This is a genomic window from Guptibacillus hwajinpoensis, from assembly GCF_020524165.1.
GTDB classification, from domain to species: domain Bacteria; phylum Bacillota; class Bacilli; order Bacillales; family Guptibacillaceae; genus Guptibacillus; species Guptibacillus hwajinpoensis_D.
In genome coordinates this window covers 538,813-555,891 of the sequence record NZ_JAIVKU010000005.1, presented here as the reverse complement: position 1 = coordinate 555,891, position 17,079 = coordinate 538,813, and the positions used below count along the sequence as shown (strand labels likewise).

Annotated in this window: 15 protein-coding genes; 11 read left to right on the top strand and 4 right to left on the bottom strand. The window is 37.8% G+C overall.

The features are described from left to right. Window positions 1-676 precede the first annotated feature (676 nt). The 5 genes from LC090_RS15875 to LC090_RS15855 all read left to right on the top strand — a co-directional run bounded on the left by LC090_RS15875 (window position 677) and on the right by LC090_RS15855 (window position 4,489). A complete protein-coding gene (locus tag LC090_RS15875; protein WP_226658999.1) occupies window positions 677-1,063 on the top strand; it encodes a hypothetical protein in 387 nt (128 codons plus the stop codon). Window positions 1,064-1,369: 306 nt separating this feature from the next. After that, window positions 1,370-2,206, top strand: a complete 837-nt coding sequence (locus LC090_RS15870; RefSeq protein ID WP_226658998.1) for an STAS domain-containing protein — start codon at window positions 1,370-1,372, stop codon at window positions 2,204-2,206. A 279-nt stretch (window positions 2,207-2,485) separates the two neighbouring features. Then, window positions 2,486-3,022 carry a GNAT family N-acetyltransferase gene (locus LC090_RS15865; protein WP_226658997.1) on the top strand — a complete coding sequence of 179 codons (537 nt, stop codon included), beginning with the start codon at window positions 2,486-2,488 and terminating at the stop codon, window positions 3,020-3,022. Between the two features lie 123 nt (window positions 3,023-3,145). Further along, window positions 3,146-3,673: a DUF4269 domain-containing protein gene (locus tag LC090_RS15860; RefSeq protein WP_226659385.1), complete on the top strand. Its 528-nt coding sequence runs from the start codon at window positions 3,146-3,148 to the stop codon at window positions 3,671-3,673. Window positions 3,674-3,817: 144 nt separating this feature from the next. Then, complete coding sequence (locus LC090_RS15855; RefSeq protein WP_226658996.1) at window positions 3,818-4,489, top strand: permease; 672 nt, start codon at window positions 3,818-3,820, stop codon at window positions 4,487-4,489. A gap of 248 nt (window positions 4,490-4,737) precedes the next feature. Here LC090_RS15855 and LC090_RS15850 read toward each other — a convergent pair whose 3' ends face one another. Beyond that, complete coding sequence (locus LC090_RS15850; RefSeq protein ID WP_226658995.1) at window positions 4,738-6,690, bottom strand: alkyl/aryl-sulfatase; 1,953 nt, start codon at window positions 6,688-6,690, stop codon at window positions 4,738-4,740. A gap of 375 nt (window positions 6,691-7,065) precedes the next feature. Then, a complete protein-coding gene (locus LC090_RS15845) occupies window positions 7,066-7,734 on the bottom strand; it encodes a Type 1 glutamine amidotransferase-like domain-containing protein (protein WP_226659384.1) in 669 nt (222 codons plus the stop codon). 897 nt (window positions 7,735-8,631) lie between these two features. Between LC090_RS15845 and LC090_RS15840 the strand changes: the two genes are divergently transcribed. The 3 genes from LC090_RS15840 (at window position 8,632) to LC090_RS15830 (ending at window position 10,593) form a co-directional block, all read left to right on the top strand. After that, entirely contained in the window at window positions 8,632-9,030 is a 399-nt protein-coding gene (locus LC090_RS15840; protein ID WP_226658994.1) for a nuclear transport factor 2 family protein, read from the top strand. Window positions 9,031-9,192: 162 nt separating this feature from the next. Further along, window positions 9,193-10,077, top strand: a complete 885-nt coding sequence (locus LC090_RS15835) for a GNAT family N-acetyltransferase (RefSeq protein WP_226658993.1) — start codon at window positions 9,193-9,195, stop codon at window positions 10,075-10,077. A gap of 39 nt (window positions 10,078-10,116) precedes the next feature. Further along, window positions 10,117-10,593 (top strand): GNAT family N-acetyltransferase, encoded by a 477-nt coding sequence (locus tag LC090_RS15830; protein WP_226658992.1) that lies wholly within the window; start codon window positions 10,117-10,119, stop codon window positions 10,591-10,593. A gap of 183 nt (window positions 10,594-10,776) precedes the next feature. On the opposite strand, the gene LC090_RS15825 is transcribed toward LC090_RS15830, so the two are convergent. Both LC090_RS15825 and LC090_RS15820 read right to left on the bottom strand, forming a co-directional pair. Then, complete coding sequence (locus LC090_RS15825; protein ID WP_226658991.1) at window positions 10,777-11,199, bottom strand: VOC family protein; 423 nt, start codon at window positions 11,197-11,199, stop codon at window positions 10,777-10,779. 29 nt (window positions 11,200-11,228) lie between these two features. Beyond that, window positions 11,229-11,876, bottom strand: coding sequence for a class I SAM-dependent methyltransferase (locus LC090_RS15820; RefSeq protein ID WP_226658990.1), 648 nt, complete (start codon window positions 11,874-11,876; stop codon window positions 11,229-11,231). Window positions 11,877-11,980: 104 nt separating this feature from the next. Here LC090_RS15820 and LC090_RS15815 point away from each other — a divergent pair, with 104 nt between their 5' ends. From LC090_RS15815 to LC090_RS15805, 3 genes are all read left to right on the top strand, one after another. Beyond that, window positions 11,981-12,889, top strand: coding sequence for a LysR family transcriptional regulator (locus LC090_RS15815; RefSeq protein WP_226658989.1), 909 nt, complete (start codon window positions 11,981-11,983; stop codon window positions 12,887-12,889). Window positions 12,890-13,273: 384 nt separating this feature from the next. Next, window positions 13,274-14,983, top strand: coding sequence for a ribosomal protection-like ABC-F family protein (gene abc-f, locus LC090_RS15810; RefSeq protein ID WP_226658988.1), 1,710 nt, complete (start codon window positions 13,274-13,276; stop codon window positions 14,981-14,983). A 128-nt stretch (window positions 14,984-15,111) separates the two neighbouring features. Further along, window positions 15,112-16,905: a S9 family peptidase gene (locus tag LC090_RS15805; protein ID WP_226658987.1), complete on the top strand. Its 1,794-nt coding sequence runs from the start codon at window positions 15,112-15,114 to the stop codon at window positions 16,903-16,905. The last annotated feature ends 174 nt before the right edge of the window (window positions 16,906-17,079 follow it).

The window sequence follows — 17,079 nt, the reverse complement described above, 5'->3', positions numbered from 1 at the left end:
AGTACGAAATGGGAGCTGAAGGGTCTGATTTTGAAATCACATCAAGTGAATAAGCTTTCGAGAGGGGGTAGTAATGTCTTTCGGGAAAAGATTTCTTATTACATGTTTAATCGTAATGGTTGTAATGGGTATTGAATATATATTCTTGCCGGATATTTTAATAATTAAGGCAGTGGCATTAAGTTCGACAACTATAGTCGTTACTAATATAATTAATAAGAAATACCCCTTGAAGAAGAAAGAAGATTCATAACTTCAGTTAATTTATTTGAGGTACTTCACTTGTAAGCGAGCGAATTCGATTGAGCATCCAAAAACACTGTACACCAGCCAGTTAAGGCGAGGTGCACAGTGTTTTATTATTCTGTTACTTTTTTTAGACTTATACCTTTAAGTTTTTACCCCCCTTTATTTTAGATTATTACATGCAAGCCAAGTGTAAGGAACCTTTGATTAAGAAAGATGAGTTCTTATTCCATAAACTCGGAGCGATGGTTTCATATGATGATACATATTTATATATTAGAAGGAGGTTTTCAAATGAATAAACGAATGAAAGAAGGTATTATCTCTGCAATCGTTTTTTTGCAGTCGTTGCTATTCTCTTTGGATATTTCAAAGACGGAGAAATAAATTGGACAGTCGTAATAGGACTAATGAATGAGAGGTGTTTTTAGTGAAAAGACCTTTAGGAGTTTTATTGATAAGTTATTTTTATATTTTTGGTGCGATAATTCTATTATTTACAGGTGTTTTTTATAATGCTGACGCTAATTCAATTGGTATAGCTGAAAGGTTTGGACTTCCAAATGCACCTGAACGATTGATAAGAGGAACTTTGGCAGCATTCTCACTCGTAATGGTTTATGGCTATATTAGGTTGAAAAAATGGGGCTTTTGGGTAATGGTCAACTATTCAATAATATTTGGTGTAATCAGTTCATTGCTTATAACGAATCAATCATATCAACCCTATGTGGGTAATCTGATTTTTTCAATTGGTGTATTAGCTTATACACTATATGTTAAGGATATTTATTTCAAAACAGTCCTTGAACATTAGAGCAAACTATATCTTCATTGTTCAATTATCTCGGAGCTTATCTATAAAAAGATAGGCTTCTTTTTATTGGATTTAAAGTTGAAGGAATTAACAAGGTAGCTAATCCATTATGGAAGCATAGCTACACTAAAACACACATCTAAAGCAGCATTCGAACGTGTTGAGTACGATATATTGGAGCTTTCAGGGGATAATTGGATTTGCTTGAAACTAGAAATCATCTATCCATTCCTGTAAGATGATGAGGGAGTTAATCATAAAAAATAATGGTACTACAAGCGGGAAAGTGTATAGAGGAGGATATTTTTGATTTCTACAAATCAAGTAGCTTTAGGACGCATCACAACAACCATCCTTAATCAAAGAGAAGAATTGACTGAGTCGGTGCCTTTACCTGATTCAATTCATAAGAGTCATGCTGAACAATTGTTGACCTGGAGAATTCAACTAGTAAAAGCTTATGCAGAGTCAATAAGTCAAGATAGAGATGGTATCATTCAAGACCTTAAAGAATGGAGTCATAATGTATCGAGTCAACTTGTGGAATTAAGGCTTCCCTTGGATTTTGCACTTGGAGAAATTAGTCATTATCGAGAAATCATTGGGGAAATCATAAAGAACGAAGTGAAAGCTAGTGGTCTATCAATTGATGATTTTTATCGTATTCTGATTCGGTTCAATGATACGGTTGACCAGGCCATTCAATTGGTAAGCCAATCCTATATGAATGATTTTAAGGATACCATGCAAAATGCATATTACGCTGTGAATGAGCTTTCAGTTCCTTTAGTTCGCATCACGGAGACAGTGGGTATCATCCCAATCGTGGGTGAGATCGATACCAACAGAGCTCAAATGTTAATGGATAATGCTTTGAAACAAGGAAATGATTACGAGTTAGAAACCATCATTTTAGATTTGTCGGGTGTAAGTATCATCGATACGATGGTTGCTGATCAATTATTCAAAGTCATCTATTCATTAGAGCTTATTGGGATACATGCGATACTGACGGGCATTCGTCCCGATATTGTTCTAACGATGGTGGGTCTTGGAATAGATATGCAAAATGTAGAAACCTATAATAGTCTCTATAGAGCGATCGAATCGCTTAATACAATGAGTGAAAAAGCCAGCATCTAATGCTGGCTTTTTACTATGATAATGGCTAAAATATGATTAAACATCACATCCGGATTTTCTTGTGTATGAAGTGATGAGTTCACTCGATTTTGAATAGAAACTCATTTAAACGATTCCCCTCATAGTCTTCCATACTCTCGGAGCTAATCTTTAATAAAGATTAGCTCTTTTTTTCTTTCAATAATGGATTGCCTAAGGATCATTGTTTTGAAATAATTGGTATTAGATTACCGGAAAAAATATCAGAGGGAAATGCCGTAGAAAAGAAGGTGCAACACGATGTCTTTGAAATTAGAAACTGAACGGTTAAATCTGCAGCCATTCAATAAAGAAGATGCAAGTAGAATAAAGGAGTTGGCAAATAATCAAGAACTAGCTAGTATTCTTGGTCTACCTCATCCATATGAATTAGAACATGCCGAAGAGTGGATCGCCATTCAACCAGAACAAATTCAAAAGGGACTTGAATACCCTCTCACAATAGTAGCCAAAAAGGAAAATGAGATCATAGGGACGATTACCATGAGGATTGATAAAAATAACAATAAGGGTGAACTTGGTTATTGGATTGGTCGAGAATATTGGGGGAAAGGGTTTGCAACAGAAGCTGTTAAAAGAATGATTGAATTTGGATTTAATCAACTGGACTTAAACAAAGTGTGGGCTTTAGCTATATCCAGAAACAAGGCTTCCACTATCGTTTTAGAAAAAGCTGGCTTACAAAAAGAAGGTAGATTGAAGCAAAATAGACTGCTGCATAATGAATATGAAGATGTTGATGTGTATGGTCTCTTAAAGTTCGATTATAAGAGTTAGTTTTAAAAAAGACTCAGGAATGAGAATGTAGTAATATCCTTTAGTAATGGAATACTCTTGCAAAGTAACTGAGCGTATTTATCTTTTAGAGAGGATGATTAGTTGCGTCATCTTTTTGAGTGCATGAGAAAAGGTAATAAAAAACAAAGGAATGCCTATAACACTATTATTGAACTTGGAATATTCGAGGAAATGAATGTCTATCGCCCAGTTCTTTGTGGAACCATTCCTCTTGGTATTGATCTGGATCATTCTGATCTAGACATTGTTATGGAAGTGAAAGACTTAGATAGGTTTGAAAAAAAGCTAAACAATCTATATGGCAGCAAACCTAGTTTCAAGATAAATAGAAAGTTAATAAGAGGTCGTGAAGCTGTAAAAGCCAATTTTTTGTTTAATAATTTTGAGTTAGAGCTGTTTGGTCAAGACCAACCTATACATTGTCAGAACGCCTATCTACATATGATTATTGAATACGAAATAATAAAAAGTAACCCAGCACTTAAAGATAAAGTAATTGAATTAAAGGAACACGGATATAAGACTGAACCAGCGTTCTGTGAACTATTAGATATTTCAGGAGACCCTTATGAAGCTCTGATTCAATATGGAATAAAGGAAGGAATTATAATAGGGGAAGGACTTGTTTAAGTGAAAATAGCTTGAATTCGAGTGTTCAAATAAGTCGGAGCGTTAGCTGCAACGAAGGAGTAAAGAAGAATAGAGATAAAAATGAAAATCAGACTGTGTTTAGACATTCAATCGTGACAAATTATATTTGTAGGGGATAAGTCGATGATAGGAATAAGCATAGCAACGAAGTGGGAATACGAAGCAACGTTGGAATACTTTAGCATAAAAGATGACGAACGTTTCGGTTATCCATATGGCGAGTATTTCAAAAGAACAATGAATGATACTGAACTTGTTTTTTATAGTACAGGAGTAAGAAAAGTAAATGGTGTTGGTGGTAATCAGTATATGATTTCTAAATTTAATTTAACGAAAGTAATCGTTGCTGGAACATGTGCAGGAATAGATGATCAGTTTAGTAATTTAGATATTTTTGTACCTGATAACGCCGTTCAATATGATTGCACAGTAAAAGAAATTGAGCCTCTTATTAAACAATCCTTCGTAGTTGACATTGATTTATCAAAATATGGAAATGACTTTTATAACGGCACAATTGGCACTGCTGATAGAGCAGTAGTGATGTGGAAGGACTATTTAGAACTGAAAAAAAACGAAATAACAATAGCCGATACAGAAGCGGGTGCAATTGCTTATATCTGTAAGAAGAATGATGTTGAATGCATTATTATTAAAGGGATATCTGATTTTCCAACAGATGAAAGAAACTCTGATCAATTAGAATCAAACATTGAACAAATGAATGTTTATTTAGAAAATACCCCCAAAGTTATGAACAAAATATTTGACGAATATTTAGAAAGGTTTATTTAAAAGAAATTAAGATTAATAGAAAGATTATGATTGTGGATATAACGAATAGACGAACAATCCTTTCATATAGGTGGATTGCTTTGCTGAATGTATGATTTTATGTAACCAGGGCAACCAGATGTCTTTAGGTAATCCTGGTGATCCTGTGGATGTGGTTGTCTGTATCGAGGATTATGGAACAACAATGGTTCTTCTTAATAAAAACAAGTAATATCATGAATGATATTACTTGTTTTTAAAGCTAGAAATCATTTGTTCTTTTTTTTACTCAAGGGAGTCATAATAGGAAAGTCTGTGTCTATTTGATCAAGAGCCCATAAAAATTGATGCCATTTTTGGATGTCTCCTATGACTTTGATCGAACAAGGTGAGGGACGGTTGTTAGTGGTGGCTAACTCATATAACGTTTCCTTACTCATGATGACCTTAACTTGATCCTCTTCTAGTTCATCAGATAAGTAACGAAAGATCCCTCGTTTGATCTCCGTTAAGGCTTTTTCTTTTCGATCCGGAATAATGAAGTTTAGTTTAAAATCATACTCACCAGCGATCAATCCGTTGATTCGGATACTTAACATGTTCAACACTTGTTCGAGTGTCATGATATCCAGAACCTCTGTAGTGATGGTAGACTGCTGTATTGGAATAATTCCATATCGAAGTTCTTGAGCCCCCATCAGATACTCATTCCGCCATGGACCAGATTCGGCGATGTAGCCTAGCTGCTCCAGAGCGTCGGCACAAAGGTATTTGGCTTTCTTATTGGAGGGGTTTGCGAAAATCACGTGCTTGGTGACTTCAGCTACCCATTGGTATTCACCTTCTCTGAAGGATTCTTTCGCTTTTTTGATGACTTCATCTTCTCCGCCCATAAAATCCACATATTTTTTTGACGACTCTTCCGGGAAAAGCATGTTTAAATGAACAGGGTTTCCGTTATACCATCCCATATATTTTTGGTACACCGCTTTAGCGTTATGATTGACTGTTCCGTAAAAAGAACTGTTAAACCACTCCTCTTTTAAACTTTCAGGAAAGGTGACCATTCTTCCGACTTGATCGATGGTGTAGCCTTGATTGATTAATCTTAGTGTCTGGTCATTAATGTATTGGTACATGTCTCGCTGTTTTTCCATATAGTTAATGCAGTATTCTCTTCCGTGTCTTGGCCAATTATGCACTTCAAATACAGATGTCAATTGATGGCCAAATAACTCAATGGCCTGTTGGATGTATTTCGCCCAGGCGACTGGGTCTCGCACCTCAGCTCCGCGTAATGTATAGATGTTATGAAGGGATGCTGTACAGTTCTCTGCAATACAGAGGCTCTTTTCTTCAGGGATAAACATATTCATTTCAGCCGGAGCTTCTGTATCCGGGGTGAGTTGGAATTGCATTCTTACACCGTCGATGACTTTCTCGACATACGATTTATCCTCCGAAGGCGATATTTCTTCAGCAGAGTTGACTAAAGTTACCACACCCGTCGATACGTACTTTCCAATGCCGCTGTCTATTTGCCCTTTTTCTCCGCGAGGCAAAACCTCACCATACATATAAAATCCTCGCCTCGACATGGCAATACCGGCAGTCACATTCTCTTCAAGGGCCGAACTCAAAAATCCGCTTGGTGCATAAATTTTCACATCATCTGTGGTGCCACTACTAAGGACTCCATCCACTCCGCCATAATGATCGACGTGTGAATGAGAAAAGATGATCGCACTGATCGGGAACTTTCCGAAATAGCTGTCAATTAATTCAAAAGCAGCTTCTGCCGTTTCTCTGCTTGTGAGACAGTCGATCACAATCCATCCTGTTTTTCCACGAATAATACTCAAATTAGCAAGATCAAATCCTCTGACCTGGTAAATGTTTTCAGTCACTTGAAAAAGGCCGGCATTTAAATTCAATTTACCCTGGTACCATAGTTTGGGGTTAGCAGTTGAAGGAAGTTTTTCTTTCAGAAGGAAATCATAGTGCTTTAAATCCCAAACAGGAAGAAGCGAATCATCTGGTTTGATAACGGGGAGGGAGACGCTTTTCAGCACATTTCGAGTTGCCCATTCTTGTTCAATCTTTAATTTTTCAAAGGGGATGTTCATTTTTATTAATTCGTTGATTTCTTGCGTTTTCTTCGTGGCATCTTTGCGAAAAGGGGTGAATTCCGTCTCCAACCTCTCGTTATGGTTTTGGTCCATGTGATGTCACCTCCATGAAATATAGTATTCAGGTGAAATTCCTTTCATACATGGGAGAGCTTACAAAAACATGAGGAGGAGGCTCCTTAAGGTTCTGATGATGAAACCATACATGCTGTACTACGCTAATGATTTATTAAACGGTTTTTACCTCAATATCTTGATACTAGGTCTTCAAATATCTCGGAGCTTATCAGGAATATAAGCTCCGAGATATTTGAAATAAGTGGGATTAGGTTTTTGGTCAGTATGATTTGAAGGCTAAATAGAGGAGTTAGAGCGTTAAGGAAAATGGCATATTAAAAAGCCTGATTTCTCAATTTAAGTGAAAAAATCAGGCTTCCAAAAAATCGCGAGCAAATGGATTGGCCACTGTTAAGGGGTAAACAACTTCCATTGCCCCTCGGAAACAACCTCTACGATCCCATCGGTCACTTTGATGGCTGTCTGATCGTCAATCGCATACCCTGGCACTGAGATGCTGTCGGCCCACTTTTCTGCATTAACCAAGGTATTGTCCGGTAACGACTCGTGTTCTAGGTGAGGAAACAACGCAAAGTCTACCAAACCCAGTGTTTTATCTCCCCCGGTGGGCGGACGCCAGCCGACGAATTCTTCACCGATATTCGGGGCCATCACCATGCTCCCAGCGCTCATTCCTACATAGACGGCATCCAATGATGGCAAGAGGTCTGCCAACCCGGATTGTTTCATCCAATGGGATAGGTAGAGGGCGTCACCTCCTGCCACCAGCAGGACGTCTGCCTCCTGAACAAGAGGCACCCACCGGTCTTTGTCGATGCTTGGCAGCGCGGTGAGCTCTAGAACCCCGACAGACTTCCAACCTAAGTCGACCAAAGGGTTATCGGAATTCCCACTGATGAACTCCCAAGTTTTAATGCCAGGACCGACCCAGGGGTGTCCGTACATCGCAGTAGGGATACACAGAGCATTGGATTCAGCGATCGGCTTCGTGAGCATGTTAACTAGCGTATTGTGGATACTGGAATTGTTGACGCCCGCCGAAGTTAACAGTAGTTTCATTCCAAACGTCTTCGAGGATTTGGAATCCCCCCAATCATTATGCAACATATGTTTTCCACTCCTTAGGATCCGAAGTTCCGTTTTTTTTTACGTAAACCTATAAGATTCTTATATTTCCTTTTATTTTATCATGTTTCAGCTATGCATCTGGAGTTGCTTTTTGAATTTACAAAAAACATCAAGCATAACTTATCCCCCAAAAAATAGGACCTATCTTAGGAAGAAAAGATTGAGTTATAAGAGGTGTTTTGAAATAATTGGTATCAAGCAAACGTTCATGACGTTTGGAGTCGCATTAGGCCAATAAGATGTTAATAAACCTATTGATAAGCTTAGGAGGTATGATTGTTTTCAACCACTCTTTTGCATCCTCATGACAGAAGCCACAATTCCGATGAGGCAAAAGATAATTTCTACTGGTCATTGCTAGTTAGTTAATAAAAAAGTAATAATGATTGAATTTTAAAGTTAATTCGTAAACGGTTACAAACTGGCATAATGTAAGTTTGTAATGCCATTATCAAAAAATAAGTTGGAATAAGAGTCATCCAAGCTAGACTTGACGATAAACGACGGAAAAACGTTAAATTGTCCTCTGAAATCAGTTTTTAATTTTACATTGAAATTTAGATAAGCGGATGTCGATGTGCCCCTGGTGGATACGTCCAACTATTAATAAGGCTAGATACCAGGAAGTTCAGTTTCAAAATGAAATGAACTGGTTAGGTGAGAACCTTTATAAGATAGATGACATGTTTGCAAACTGGTGAAAATGATGATCAACTAATGATGTTTTTTTCTTAGTTCTGGGATAATAACATATTGAAGTTAGATGAGGTAGCAGATATCAAATGTGAGATTAGACAGTGTGGAATCAAAATGAAAGGATGTTTCGAAATGAGTCCAAGACAACAAAATCAGGATACACACTCCAATAAAGAAAAAGCAGTCTCTTTTCTACAACTTGTTTCTTCAGGTAAAGTGAGGGAAGCTTTTCGTAGTTACATAGGTCCTGGTTTTTGCCATCATAATCCTTTCTTTCCTGGGGATTCAGATTCACTGATGATAGCAATGGAAGAGAATGCATTAAAGAATCCTGACAAAACATTGGAGGTTAAACGTGCGATTGAAGAGGAAGATCGTGTTGTCATTCACTCACACATCAAACAAAATCCAGAAGACCTAGGAATGTCGGTTGTCCATATTTTTCGTTTTCAAGGTAATCAGATTGTTGAAGTATGGGATGTAGCTCAACCAATACCTCACAATTCTCCTAATGAAAATGGTGCTTTTTGATCTATTTTTAGTATTTTGGGAAAGGCGATACACTGGGTCAAACCCATTCCCTATATTTTACGTATCTCTGTCGGCGTTGATCTTTTTATAATTGGAATATCATGAGCAATTCTCAAGTAATTTGAAAAGAAAAATTAAAAGAAAGAGGAGAAACGAAAGAGAATGAAAACAATCATTCATCCATCTATCAAACTAAAACCTTCCTTAAATCAAGAAGACTACAACGAAATTCTTAGATTAAAAGAATGCTGCCTTGAAAAAGAAGATGTCACGTTAAAACTAGAACTTGATCACAAATTAAATCAATCTCATAACGAAAATGTTAAAAATAGAATCAACGAGTTTATGTTTTATGATGATCACGCACTGATCGGTTATATGGGCATCTGTCAATTTGGTTCAGAAGCATTAGAAGTAAATGGGATGGTGCATCCTGATTTCAGGAGAATGGGAGTCTTTAAACGGTTGTTTTCATTCGTTCAAGATGAGTGGAATAAAAGAGAATCGAAACAGATGCTTTTGTTAAGTGATCGAAATTCTACAACCGGGATTGAATTTATTAAGAGTACGGGAGCTCACTATGAGAACTCAGAACATGAGATGCATTTAGTAGGTGAAGCAAGGGAAGCTACCGCTATGACAAACCTCCATTTCAGAAAGGCTCTAAATCAAGATGCAAAAGAAATTGCAAGACAAAATACGATCTATTTTCATATGAATTCAGAGGAAGAGTTACCCGAGGAAGCATCAATGGACGGGATGGATGTTTTTCTAGCTGAATGGAACCAATTGGTTATAGGTAAAGTTCATATTGAAGTACAGAATGGTGTAGGTGGTATTTATGGATTGGGAGTACTTCCTGAATATCGAGGACAAGGTTATGGCAGAGAGATCCTCATGAACGCAGTAAAGGAATTAAGAGAAAATCAAGCTCAACAAATCTTGCTCCAAGTGGCAGTGAAGAATAAGAAGGCTTTAAATCTATACCAATCGTGCGGGTTTAAAGAAACTTCCACAATGGATTATTTTAAATTAACTAAGAATTGAAGAAATCTTTTGAAGTAGGATATAACGAAGGGGATAGGTATGACTTATAAATTTGAAGTAATGACTCAAGAGCAAGCAGAGGACATTTCCTACAATTGGCACTATGAAGGGGAATATTCTTTTTATGATATGGAAGCGGATGAAGAAGATTTACAAGAATTCGTCGATCCTGAACTACGTGGGGACTCTAAATTTGCAGTGATGGAGAATAGTGACTTAATTGGTTTCTTCAGTGTTACGAAAGTGAACGACCTCACTTATGATATTGGCTTAGGGATGCGCCCTGACCTTACGAATAAAGGGAAGGGATTGGAATTTAGTAATGCGGGTTTAGCTTTTATTAAAAAGAAATATAACCCTAGTAAAATAACATTATCCGTTGCGACCTTTAATCAAAGAGCAATAAACGTATACAGAAAGTTAGGATTCAAAGAGGTGAACACGTTTATGCAGGATACAAATGGGAGTACATTTGAGTTTATGAAAATGGAATATGAGTGCGTTAACAACCTCTGAGCTTGCCAATGGTAGGCTCTTTTTTTATGAGGAATTTTTATCTAAATAGTACCAAATATTAAAACCGTTTGGTTATGGCGTACGTATACAAATGAAAAGGAAAAGTCTTTTCTTTTAACGATTGCGACAAAATTAATCTCTCTCCATTATTTCAAAGTTCATCAATTTATACTTCATCGACACTCATTCTACTTCATCCCAATCTGGGTTCCATACAATCTCCCACAAGTGACCATCTGGATCTTGAAAATGACCAGAATACCCTCCCCAAAATGTATCGTGAGCAGGATCAGTAATGATGGCACCTGCCCGTTTAGCTTTGTCCATTACACGATCCACTTCTGTCTTACTATTGACGTTGTGACCGAGAGTAAACTCAGTAGGACTTGGATGATGAACGTTTATCTTGGCTTCATGTGCTATATCTTTCCGATGCCAGATCGCAAGTTTTAGACCTGGTTGCAAATCAAAGAAAGCGACAGCGCCGTGGTCGAACTCTTCACCAACGATTCCTTCAGTTGAAAACCCTAGTCCATCTCGATAAAAGTGTAACGCTTCGTTTAGGTCATTTACGCCAATCGTGATGACAGATACTCTAGGCTTCATAAATCCAACCCCTCCTTTTCATTGTAAAATCATTCTATCACATCCATTTTAATTAAGAGCTCTCCAGTGATGGCTACTGTATGGTAACCTCTAGAATCTGGCCCCTTCAACATTTTTATATTTGTAAATTCCATCTGTTTCATAAGTGGAATGAGCTCATTCTCAATCATGTTCTTCACATTATCCCACGACTCTCCATTTTTTCCGTCGCTAAGCGTTAGTGAAACAGCTCCATTTGGTTTAAGGACTCTAGATATTTCTGACAGTGCTTGAGATAAGTTTTCCCAGAAGTAAACAGAATGGACACTAAATACTTTAGAAAACTGTTTATCTTTAAAAGGTAATTGATGAACGTTTCCATGGATAACTTGAGCTCTTTTATTTCTTATTGCTAGTTTGTTTCGGGTCGATGCAGAGTGAAGGAGCGTCTTAGAAAGATCCAAACCGATTACTTTGTGAACGGAAGGTTCGTTTACTAAACGTTTCATCGCATACCCTGCACCACATCCAATCTCCAAGATGTCTTCATCTTTTTGGAGATTTAATAATGTAATGGACCAAATCGTTTCTGGCTTGTGTTGTCGTATCATTTTTTCACCAATGTACCATCCTAACAATCCTTTGGGATGTTGGTACTGTTGTTCAATCGTGCTTGCCATCCGTTTTAAAAAATTCATTGGGCACCGCCTTTCTTTTATACGTTAAAAGTATAAGTAGAATAAATCGATTAAACAATCTAATATAAGTTATAGTTACTATTAATTATTTTTATGGAAGTGATATGGCATTGGAAATTAATCAGCTAAAAGCTTTTGAATTGGTCGTTCGTTTAGGTTCTTTTAGCAAAGCTTCGAGATATTTAAACGTATCGCAACCAACCATCAGTTTACGAATAAAAGAGCTGGAAAAGAGTGTTGGAGGATCCTTGTTTCATCGCGTCGGAAAACATATGGAACTGACAGACCTGGGGCAGGGGTTTCTACCATATGCAAGTCAAGCATTAGAAGTGTTAGGAAAGGGGCTAGAAAGAGCTCAATCCATTAAAGAAGGAAAACGAGGAGAAGTAAAAATAGGAACATTACCTACATTTACATCAGGGCTATTTACTTCAACAATAGTTGATATGCATGAGAATTATCCCGAAATTGATTTGGTCATCCATACAGGTCATAATCAACAAATTATTGAGATGCTCTATGATGGGTTTATTAAAATGGGACTGATTACTCATCCCTTTTTTAATAGTGATTTAAAAACGCTTCATTTGATGAAGGAACCACTTATACTAGTGACTCATAAGCACCATAAATTAAGTGGATTAAAAGATGGAACCTATACAATAGAGGAGGTTTTTGCACATAGCGGTCCTTATATTCTGACTGATTGGAGCGATGAGAGTAAACATTGGCAAAAATCTTATATGACATTTGGCATGGATCGTCTTGAACTTCCTCCACCTACAGCTCTTGACTTTGTTCGTTCAGGAAGTGGTGTAGCTCTTTTGACCGAATTACTCGTTCAAGATCTAATAACGAATGGGACACTAACGAGACTTATGCCTGTGGACATGCCAGAACTATCTAGATGGGTTGCCCTCGTTAGTTTGGAAAGCGAATCTTCTCTCACTCCAGCAGCGCAACGTTTCCTAAAAACGTTGAAAAATCATGCAGCAACACTGAGGTCTATTTAAGGAATTCATTCGATCATACTAATTTGTACGGCGCAATGATCCTTATTGACATCGGTAACCTCGATGAATATACTAAATATGTAAGAAAAAGGTGGAAAGGAATGGTACTTAGCGGATGTGGAATTAATCTTATTTAAACGGGATCAAACTCATATTTTCATAAAAATGAGAACCTGGAAAATAGGATTAGTCTGTCCAAATAGGGATCATTCATCATGTACCTTTTTCAAATAAAAGGAGACGCGTTTTGCGTCTATTTCATTATTTGTTTAAGCGTTTGCATGCTATTTGATATGGGATTAGCTAAAACCTCTTCAGGATTCTTGGAGAGGTTTATTTGTGTTCGATAAGCCTCTCAATAAAATTTAGTAAGAGGTGACATGCATGGCTCGAGTGATACAAGTGAAAGAACTGCAGAAAAGTTTTGGCGAACGGAAAATTTTAAGTGACGTTAGCTTTGAGATACGAAATGGTGAAAAGATTGGTTTAGTTGGCTGGAATGGGGCTGGAAAATCAACTCTCGTCAATATTCTGATGAAAAGGATTGAACCAGATAATGGTTCTGTCACTGTTCCCCGTGTGAATATTGGCTACTTGCCTCAATCAACAGATAATTACCTGGCTGTTGATGCTGAACTTTTCGGGGAAAGGTTATTGGAACAAAGTAAAAAACTAGGGTTTCAGAAAGAGAGATGGGAGCAGGAGAATCTACAACATTTAAGTGGTGGCGAAAAACTGAAATTGTCTTTAGCGAAGATCTGGGCAAGTTCTCCAGAGTTTTTGATCTTAGATGAACCAACAAATCACCTGGATATGCATGGGGTTAAGTGGCTAAGTGAAGAGGTGAGAAATTATTCGGGTGCTGCCATCATCATTTCACATGACCGGTATTTTTTAGATGAAACCGTGACAAAAATATTTGAATTGGAATCTGGAAAATTATCAATCTATGAAGGGAATTATTCGTTCTATCGAAATGAAAAACAGAAAAGATACGAGCAAAGTAAGCGTGATTATGAAAAGCAACAGCGTAAGGTCGAGATGATTGAACAGCAAATCAACACCTTGAAAGACTGGTCGGCTAAGGGGCATCGTGAAGCTGGAAAAGGAGGATCCAATTCGGAAAATCGTCAAATGGGATTGCGGGAGTTCGAAAGAGCGAAGGCTAAGAAAAAGGATAACCAGATAAAATCGAAGCTGAAACGCTTAAATCTAGAGCTTAAGAAAGATGGGGTAGAAAAGCCTAAAGAAGAGAAAACGGTCTCTTTTCACTTTGAATCAGGAGCGAAACGTGGCAAGAGAATTCTTGAAGCAAAGGGGATCAAGAAGCAATTTGGGGATCACTTGCTCTTTGATAAAAGTCATTTTTACATCAAGCATGGTGACCGAATTGGACTGATTGGATCAAATGGTACGGGAAAAACAACCTTTATTAAAATTCTCCTTGAGCAGGAAAAGCTTACGAACGGGTCGCTTTGGATAAGTGAATCGACTAAAGTGGCGTATCTTACGCAGGATGTAACGGACTTACCAGGCAATAAAACACCATTAGAATACCTAGACTTAACGAATCGACAACAGGAAACAAAAGCGAGAACACTTCTTTCCAATATGGGCATTCAGCAAGGAATCCTAGGGAAACCCATTTCTCAATTGAGCCTTGGAGAGCGTACGCGAATAAAGCTGATCCATATGATTCTAATGGAATATGACTTCTTAATCCTGGATGAACCGACTAACCATCTCGATCTGCCGAGCAGGGAAGAGCTAGAAAGGACGCTAAATACGTATACAGGTACGCTGTTGATCGTTTCACACGACAGATACTTCATTGAAAAACTGTGTACGAAATTATTAGTGATCGAAAAGGGGCAAATGAAGCGGGTGGAAGTAGGGATTAAGGAGTATGAAGAACAAAAAAAGAAGAAGGTGACAGGAAACGAAAATGTAAGGCAAGAACTAGCCGTCCTTGAAACCAAAATGACAGAGCTCCTAGGCAAAATCAGTTACTTGTCAGCAGGTACGGAGGAATATGAATCGATCGATAAAGAGCTAATGAAATTGATGGATTTAAAAAGAAAATGGAACAGCTAATGCTGCTGAGCGCAATTCTTGATAAAGGAATTGCGCTTGTTTCTTTTTGAACCGACATTGATATCGCTTTGAAAAGGAGAATATTACCTTTTATCGAAGAAGTAAGGGAATAGTATTTTTTTAGGAGGATGGAACTGTTGAATTTTCAAAAACCAGATGTGGAGCAATTCTTTCAAACTCTCGATATCACTGACTTTGTCATCAGCCCTGATGAAAAACAGCTTGTCATCACTACGAACATTAATGGTCGTTTTAATTTATGGGGAATGGACTTACCGAACATGTACCCGTATCCCATGACGTTTCGAAATCAGAGAAGTCATTTCCTTCATTATGATCAGAAAGGCGAATTTCTTATTGTAGGATTCGACCGGGATGGAGATGAAAATATCCAGTTATATGCTCTGCAGCCCCGCGGTGGCACGTTGCTTCCAATCTGTGAAGAAGAGGGAGAAAAGCATTATTTTAGCAGTCTTTCGGAAGATGGGAAACGCCTGTATTACACATCTTCGAAGGGGAATCCTACTTACCTTAATGGTTATTGCTATAACCTTGAAACGGAAGAGGTGACGACATTGATAGAGGGAAGCGAAGGCCCTATTGAGATGATCGCCGTCAGTGAAGATGAAGAGAATTTTATTTACACAAAGCATTACTCGAACACCCATACACCAGTCTTTATACGGAGTAATGGAGAGGATTTCTCTTTAACCCCACCAAGTGAGAAAGAATTCATGGTCTATGAAGCTATTTTTCTCGGAGATGATAACGTTTATTTTACAACGAACTTTGAATCGAATGATTCCTATCTTGCGAAGTTCAATATACATACAAAACATTTCTCCAAAGTATTGGAACTCGAAAAAGAGAATCTTACATCCTTGAAGGCAGACAAAGAAAATAACCGTTTGTATCTCGTAAGTACAAGCGGAGTGGAAGATCGTCTTTTTGTGTATGACTTAAGTAGGGAAGAGTACAACCTTAAAAAAATCCCAGTGAACCTTATTGATAAGTTGGCGATTTCGGAAAAAGGAAATCTATATGTCCTTGGCGATCGCTCAACTAGTCCCGCAAATATCTATTTCCAAACTCAGGACGGAGATGAATGGGAAAAACTTACGAATAACGTGGTACCGGGAATTTCTGAAGATCGATTGGTTGAGCCAGAAGTGATTCGGTATCCCTCATATGACGGGCTTGAAATTGAAGGATTGTTCTATCGGGCACGTGAATCAAATGGCCATGTGATCCATTGGCCGCATGGCGGGCCACAATCGGCGGAACGGAAGATGTACTGGTCGCTCTATCAATTCTTGTTACATCGCGGCTATTCCATCTTTGCTCCAAATTTCAGAGGATCGACTGGTTATGGCCTGGAATTTATGAAAATGGTCGAGCAAGATTGGGGCTTTGGGCCGCGCCTTGATAATGTAAAGGGAATCGAGTGGTTGGTCGCAAATGACTATGTTGATTCAGATAAGGTGCTTTTAATCGGTGGTAGTTATGGCGGCTATATGGCTTTGTTACTCCACGGTCGTCATTCTGAGCTATATAAAGCTGTCGTTGACATTTTTGGTCCAGGAAATCTCTTTTCATTCATTGATAGTGTCCCGGATCATTGGAAACCGTCTGTAACAAAATTCGTAGGAGACCCAGTTGAACATAAAGATAAATTAACGGAAGATTCCCCGATCACCTATTTAAAAGGGATGAATAAACCGATGCTTGTTATTCAGGGTGCCAATGATCCGAGGGTCGTTAAAGCTGAGTCCGATCAGATCGTTGAAGCATTAAAGAAAGAAGGAGCACAAGTCGAATATATGGTCCTAGAAGATGAAGGACATGGCTTTTCGAAGAAAGAAAATGAAATCAATGTGTATAAAAAGATTTTAAATTTCTTTGATCAGCAACTGATACAGTAAGGCTTTATTTAATGAAATAATCTTATATGATTGAGAGTGACGAATAAGAGGGAGCTTAATTGTTATCATGAGGTAAGTTCTCTTTTAATGGAAATAACAAATGATTGGTGAGAGGTAATGATGAAGCATTTTTTAATGAAACGTTTTACAAAAGCTCTTACATTGATTAAATCT

What these genes read in the sequence shown, in the direction of transcription:
- LC090_RS15855 (WP_226658996.1), top strand. Translation starts at nt 3,818, where the DNA reads ATGATAGGAATAAGCATAGCAACGAAGTGGGAATACGAAGCAACGTTG.
- LC090_RS15860 (WP_226659385.1), top strand. Translation starts at nt 3,146, where the DNA reads ATGAGAAAAGGTAATAAAAAACAAAGGAATGCCTATAACACTATTATT.
- LC090_RS15805 (WP_226658987.1), top strand. Translation starts at nt 15,112, where the DNA reads ATGGAACTGTTGAATTTTCAAAAACCAGATGTGGAGCAATTCTTTCAA.
- LC090_RS15840 (WP_226658994.1), top strand. Translation starts at nt 8,632, where the DNA reads ATGAGTCCAAGACAACAAAATCAGGATACACACTCCAATAAAGAAAAA.
- LC090_RS15835 (WP_226658993.1), top strand. Translation starts at nt 9,193, where the DNA reads ATGAAAACAATCATTCATCCATCTATCAAACTAAAACCTTCCTTAAAT.
- LC090_RS15825 (WP_226658991.1), bottom strand. Translation starts at nt 11,199, where the DNA reads ATGAAGCCTAGAGTATCTGTCATCACGATTGGCGTAAATGACCTAAAC.
- LC090_RS15845 (WP_226659384.1), bottom strand. Translation starts at nt 7,734, where the DNA reads ATGAAACTACTGTTAACTTCGGCGGGCGTCAACAATTCCAGTATCCAC.
- abc-f (WP_226658988.1), top strand. Translation starts at nt 13,274, where the DNA reads ATGGCTCGAGTGATACAAGTGAAAGAACTGCAGAAAAGTTTTGGCGAA.
- LC090_RS15815 (WP_226658989.1), top strand. Translation starts at nt 11,981, where the DNA reads ATGGCATTGGAAATTAATCAGCTAAAAGCTTTTGAATTGGTCGTTCGT.
- LC090_RS15865 (WP_226658997.1), top strand. Translation starts at nt 2,486, where the DNA reads ATGTCTTTGAAATTAGAAACTGAACGGTTAAATCTGCAGCCATTCAAT.
- LC090_RS15820 (WP_226658990.1), bottom strand. Translation starts at nt 11,876, where the DNA reads ATGAATTTTTTAAAACGGATGGCAAGCACGATTGAACAACAGTACCAA.
- LC090_RS15850 (WP_226658995.1), bottom strand. Translation starts at nt 6,690, where the DNA reads ATGGACCAAAACCATAACGAGAGGTTGGAGACGGAATTCACCCCTTTT.
- LC090_RS15830 (WP_226658992.1), top strand. Translation starts at nt 10,117, where the DNA reads ATGACTTATAAATTTGAAGTAATGACTCAAGAGCAAGCAGAGGACATT.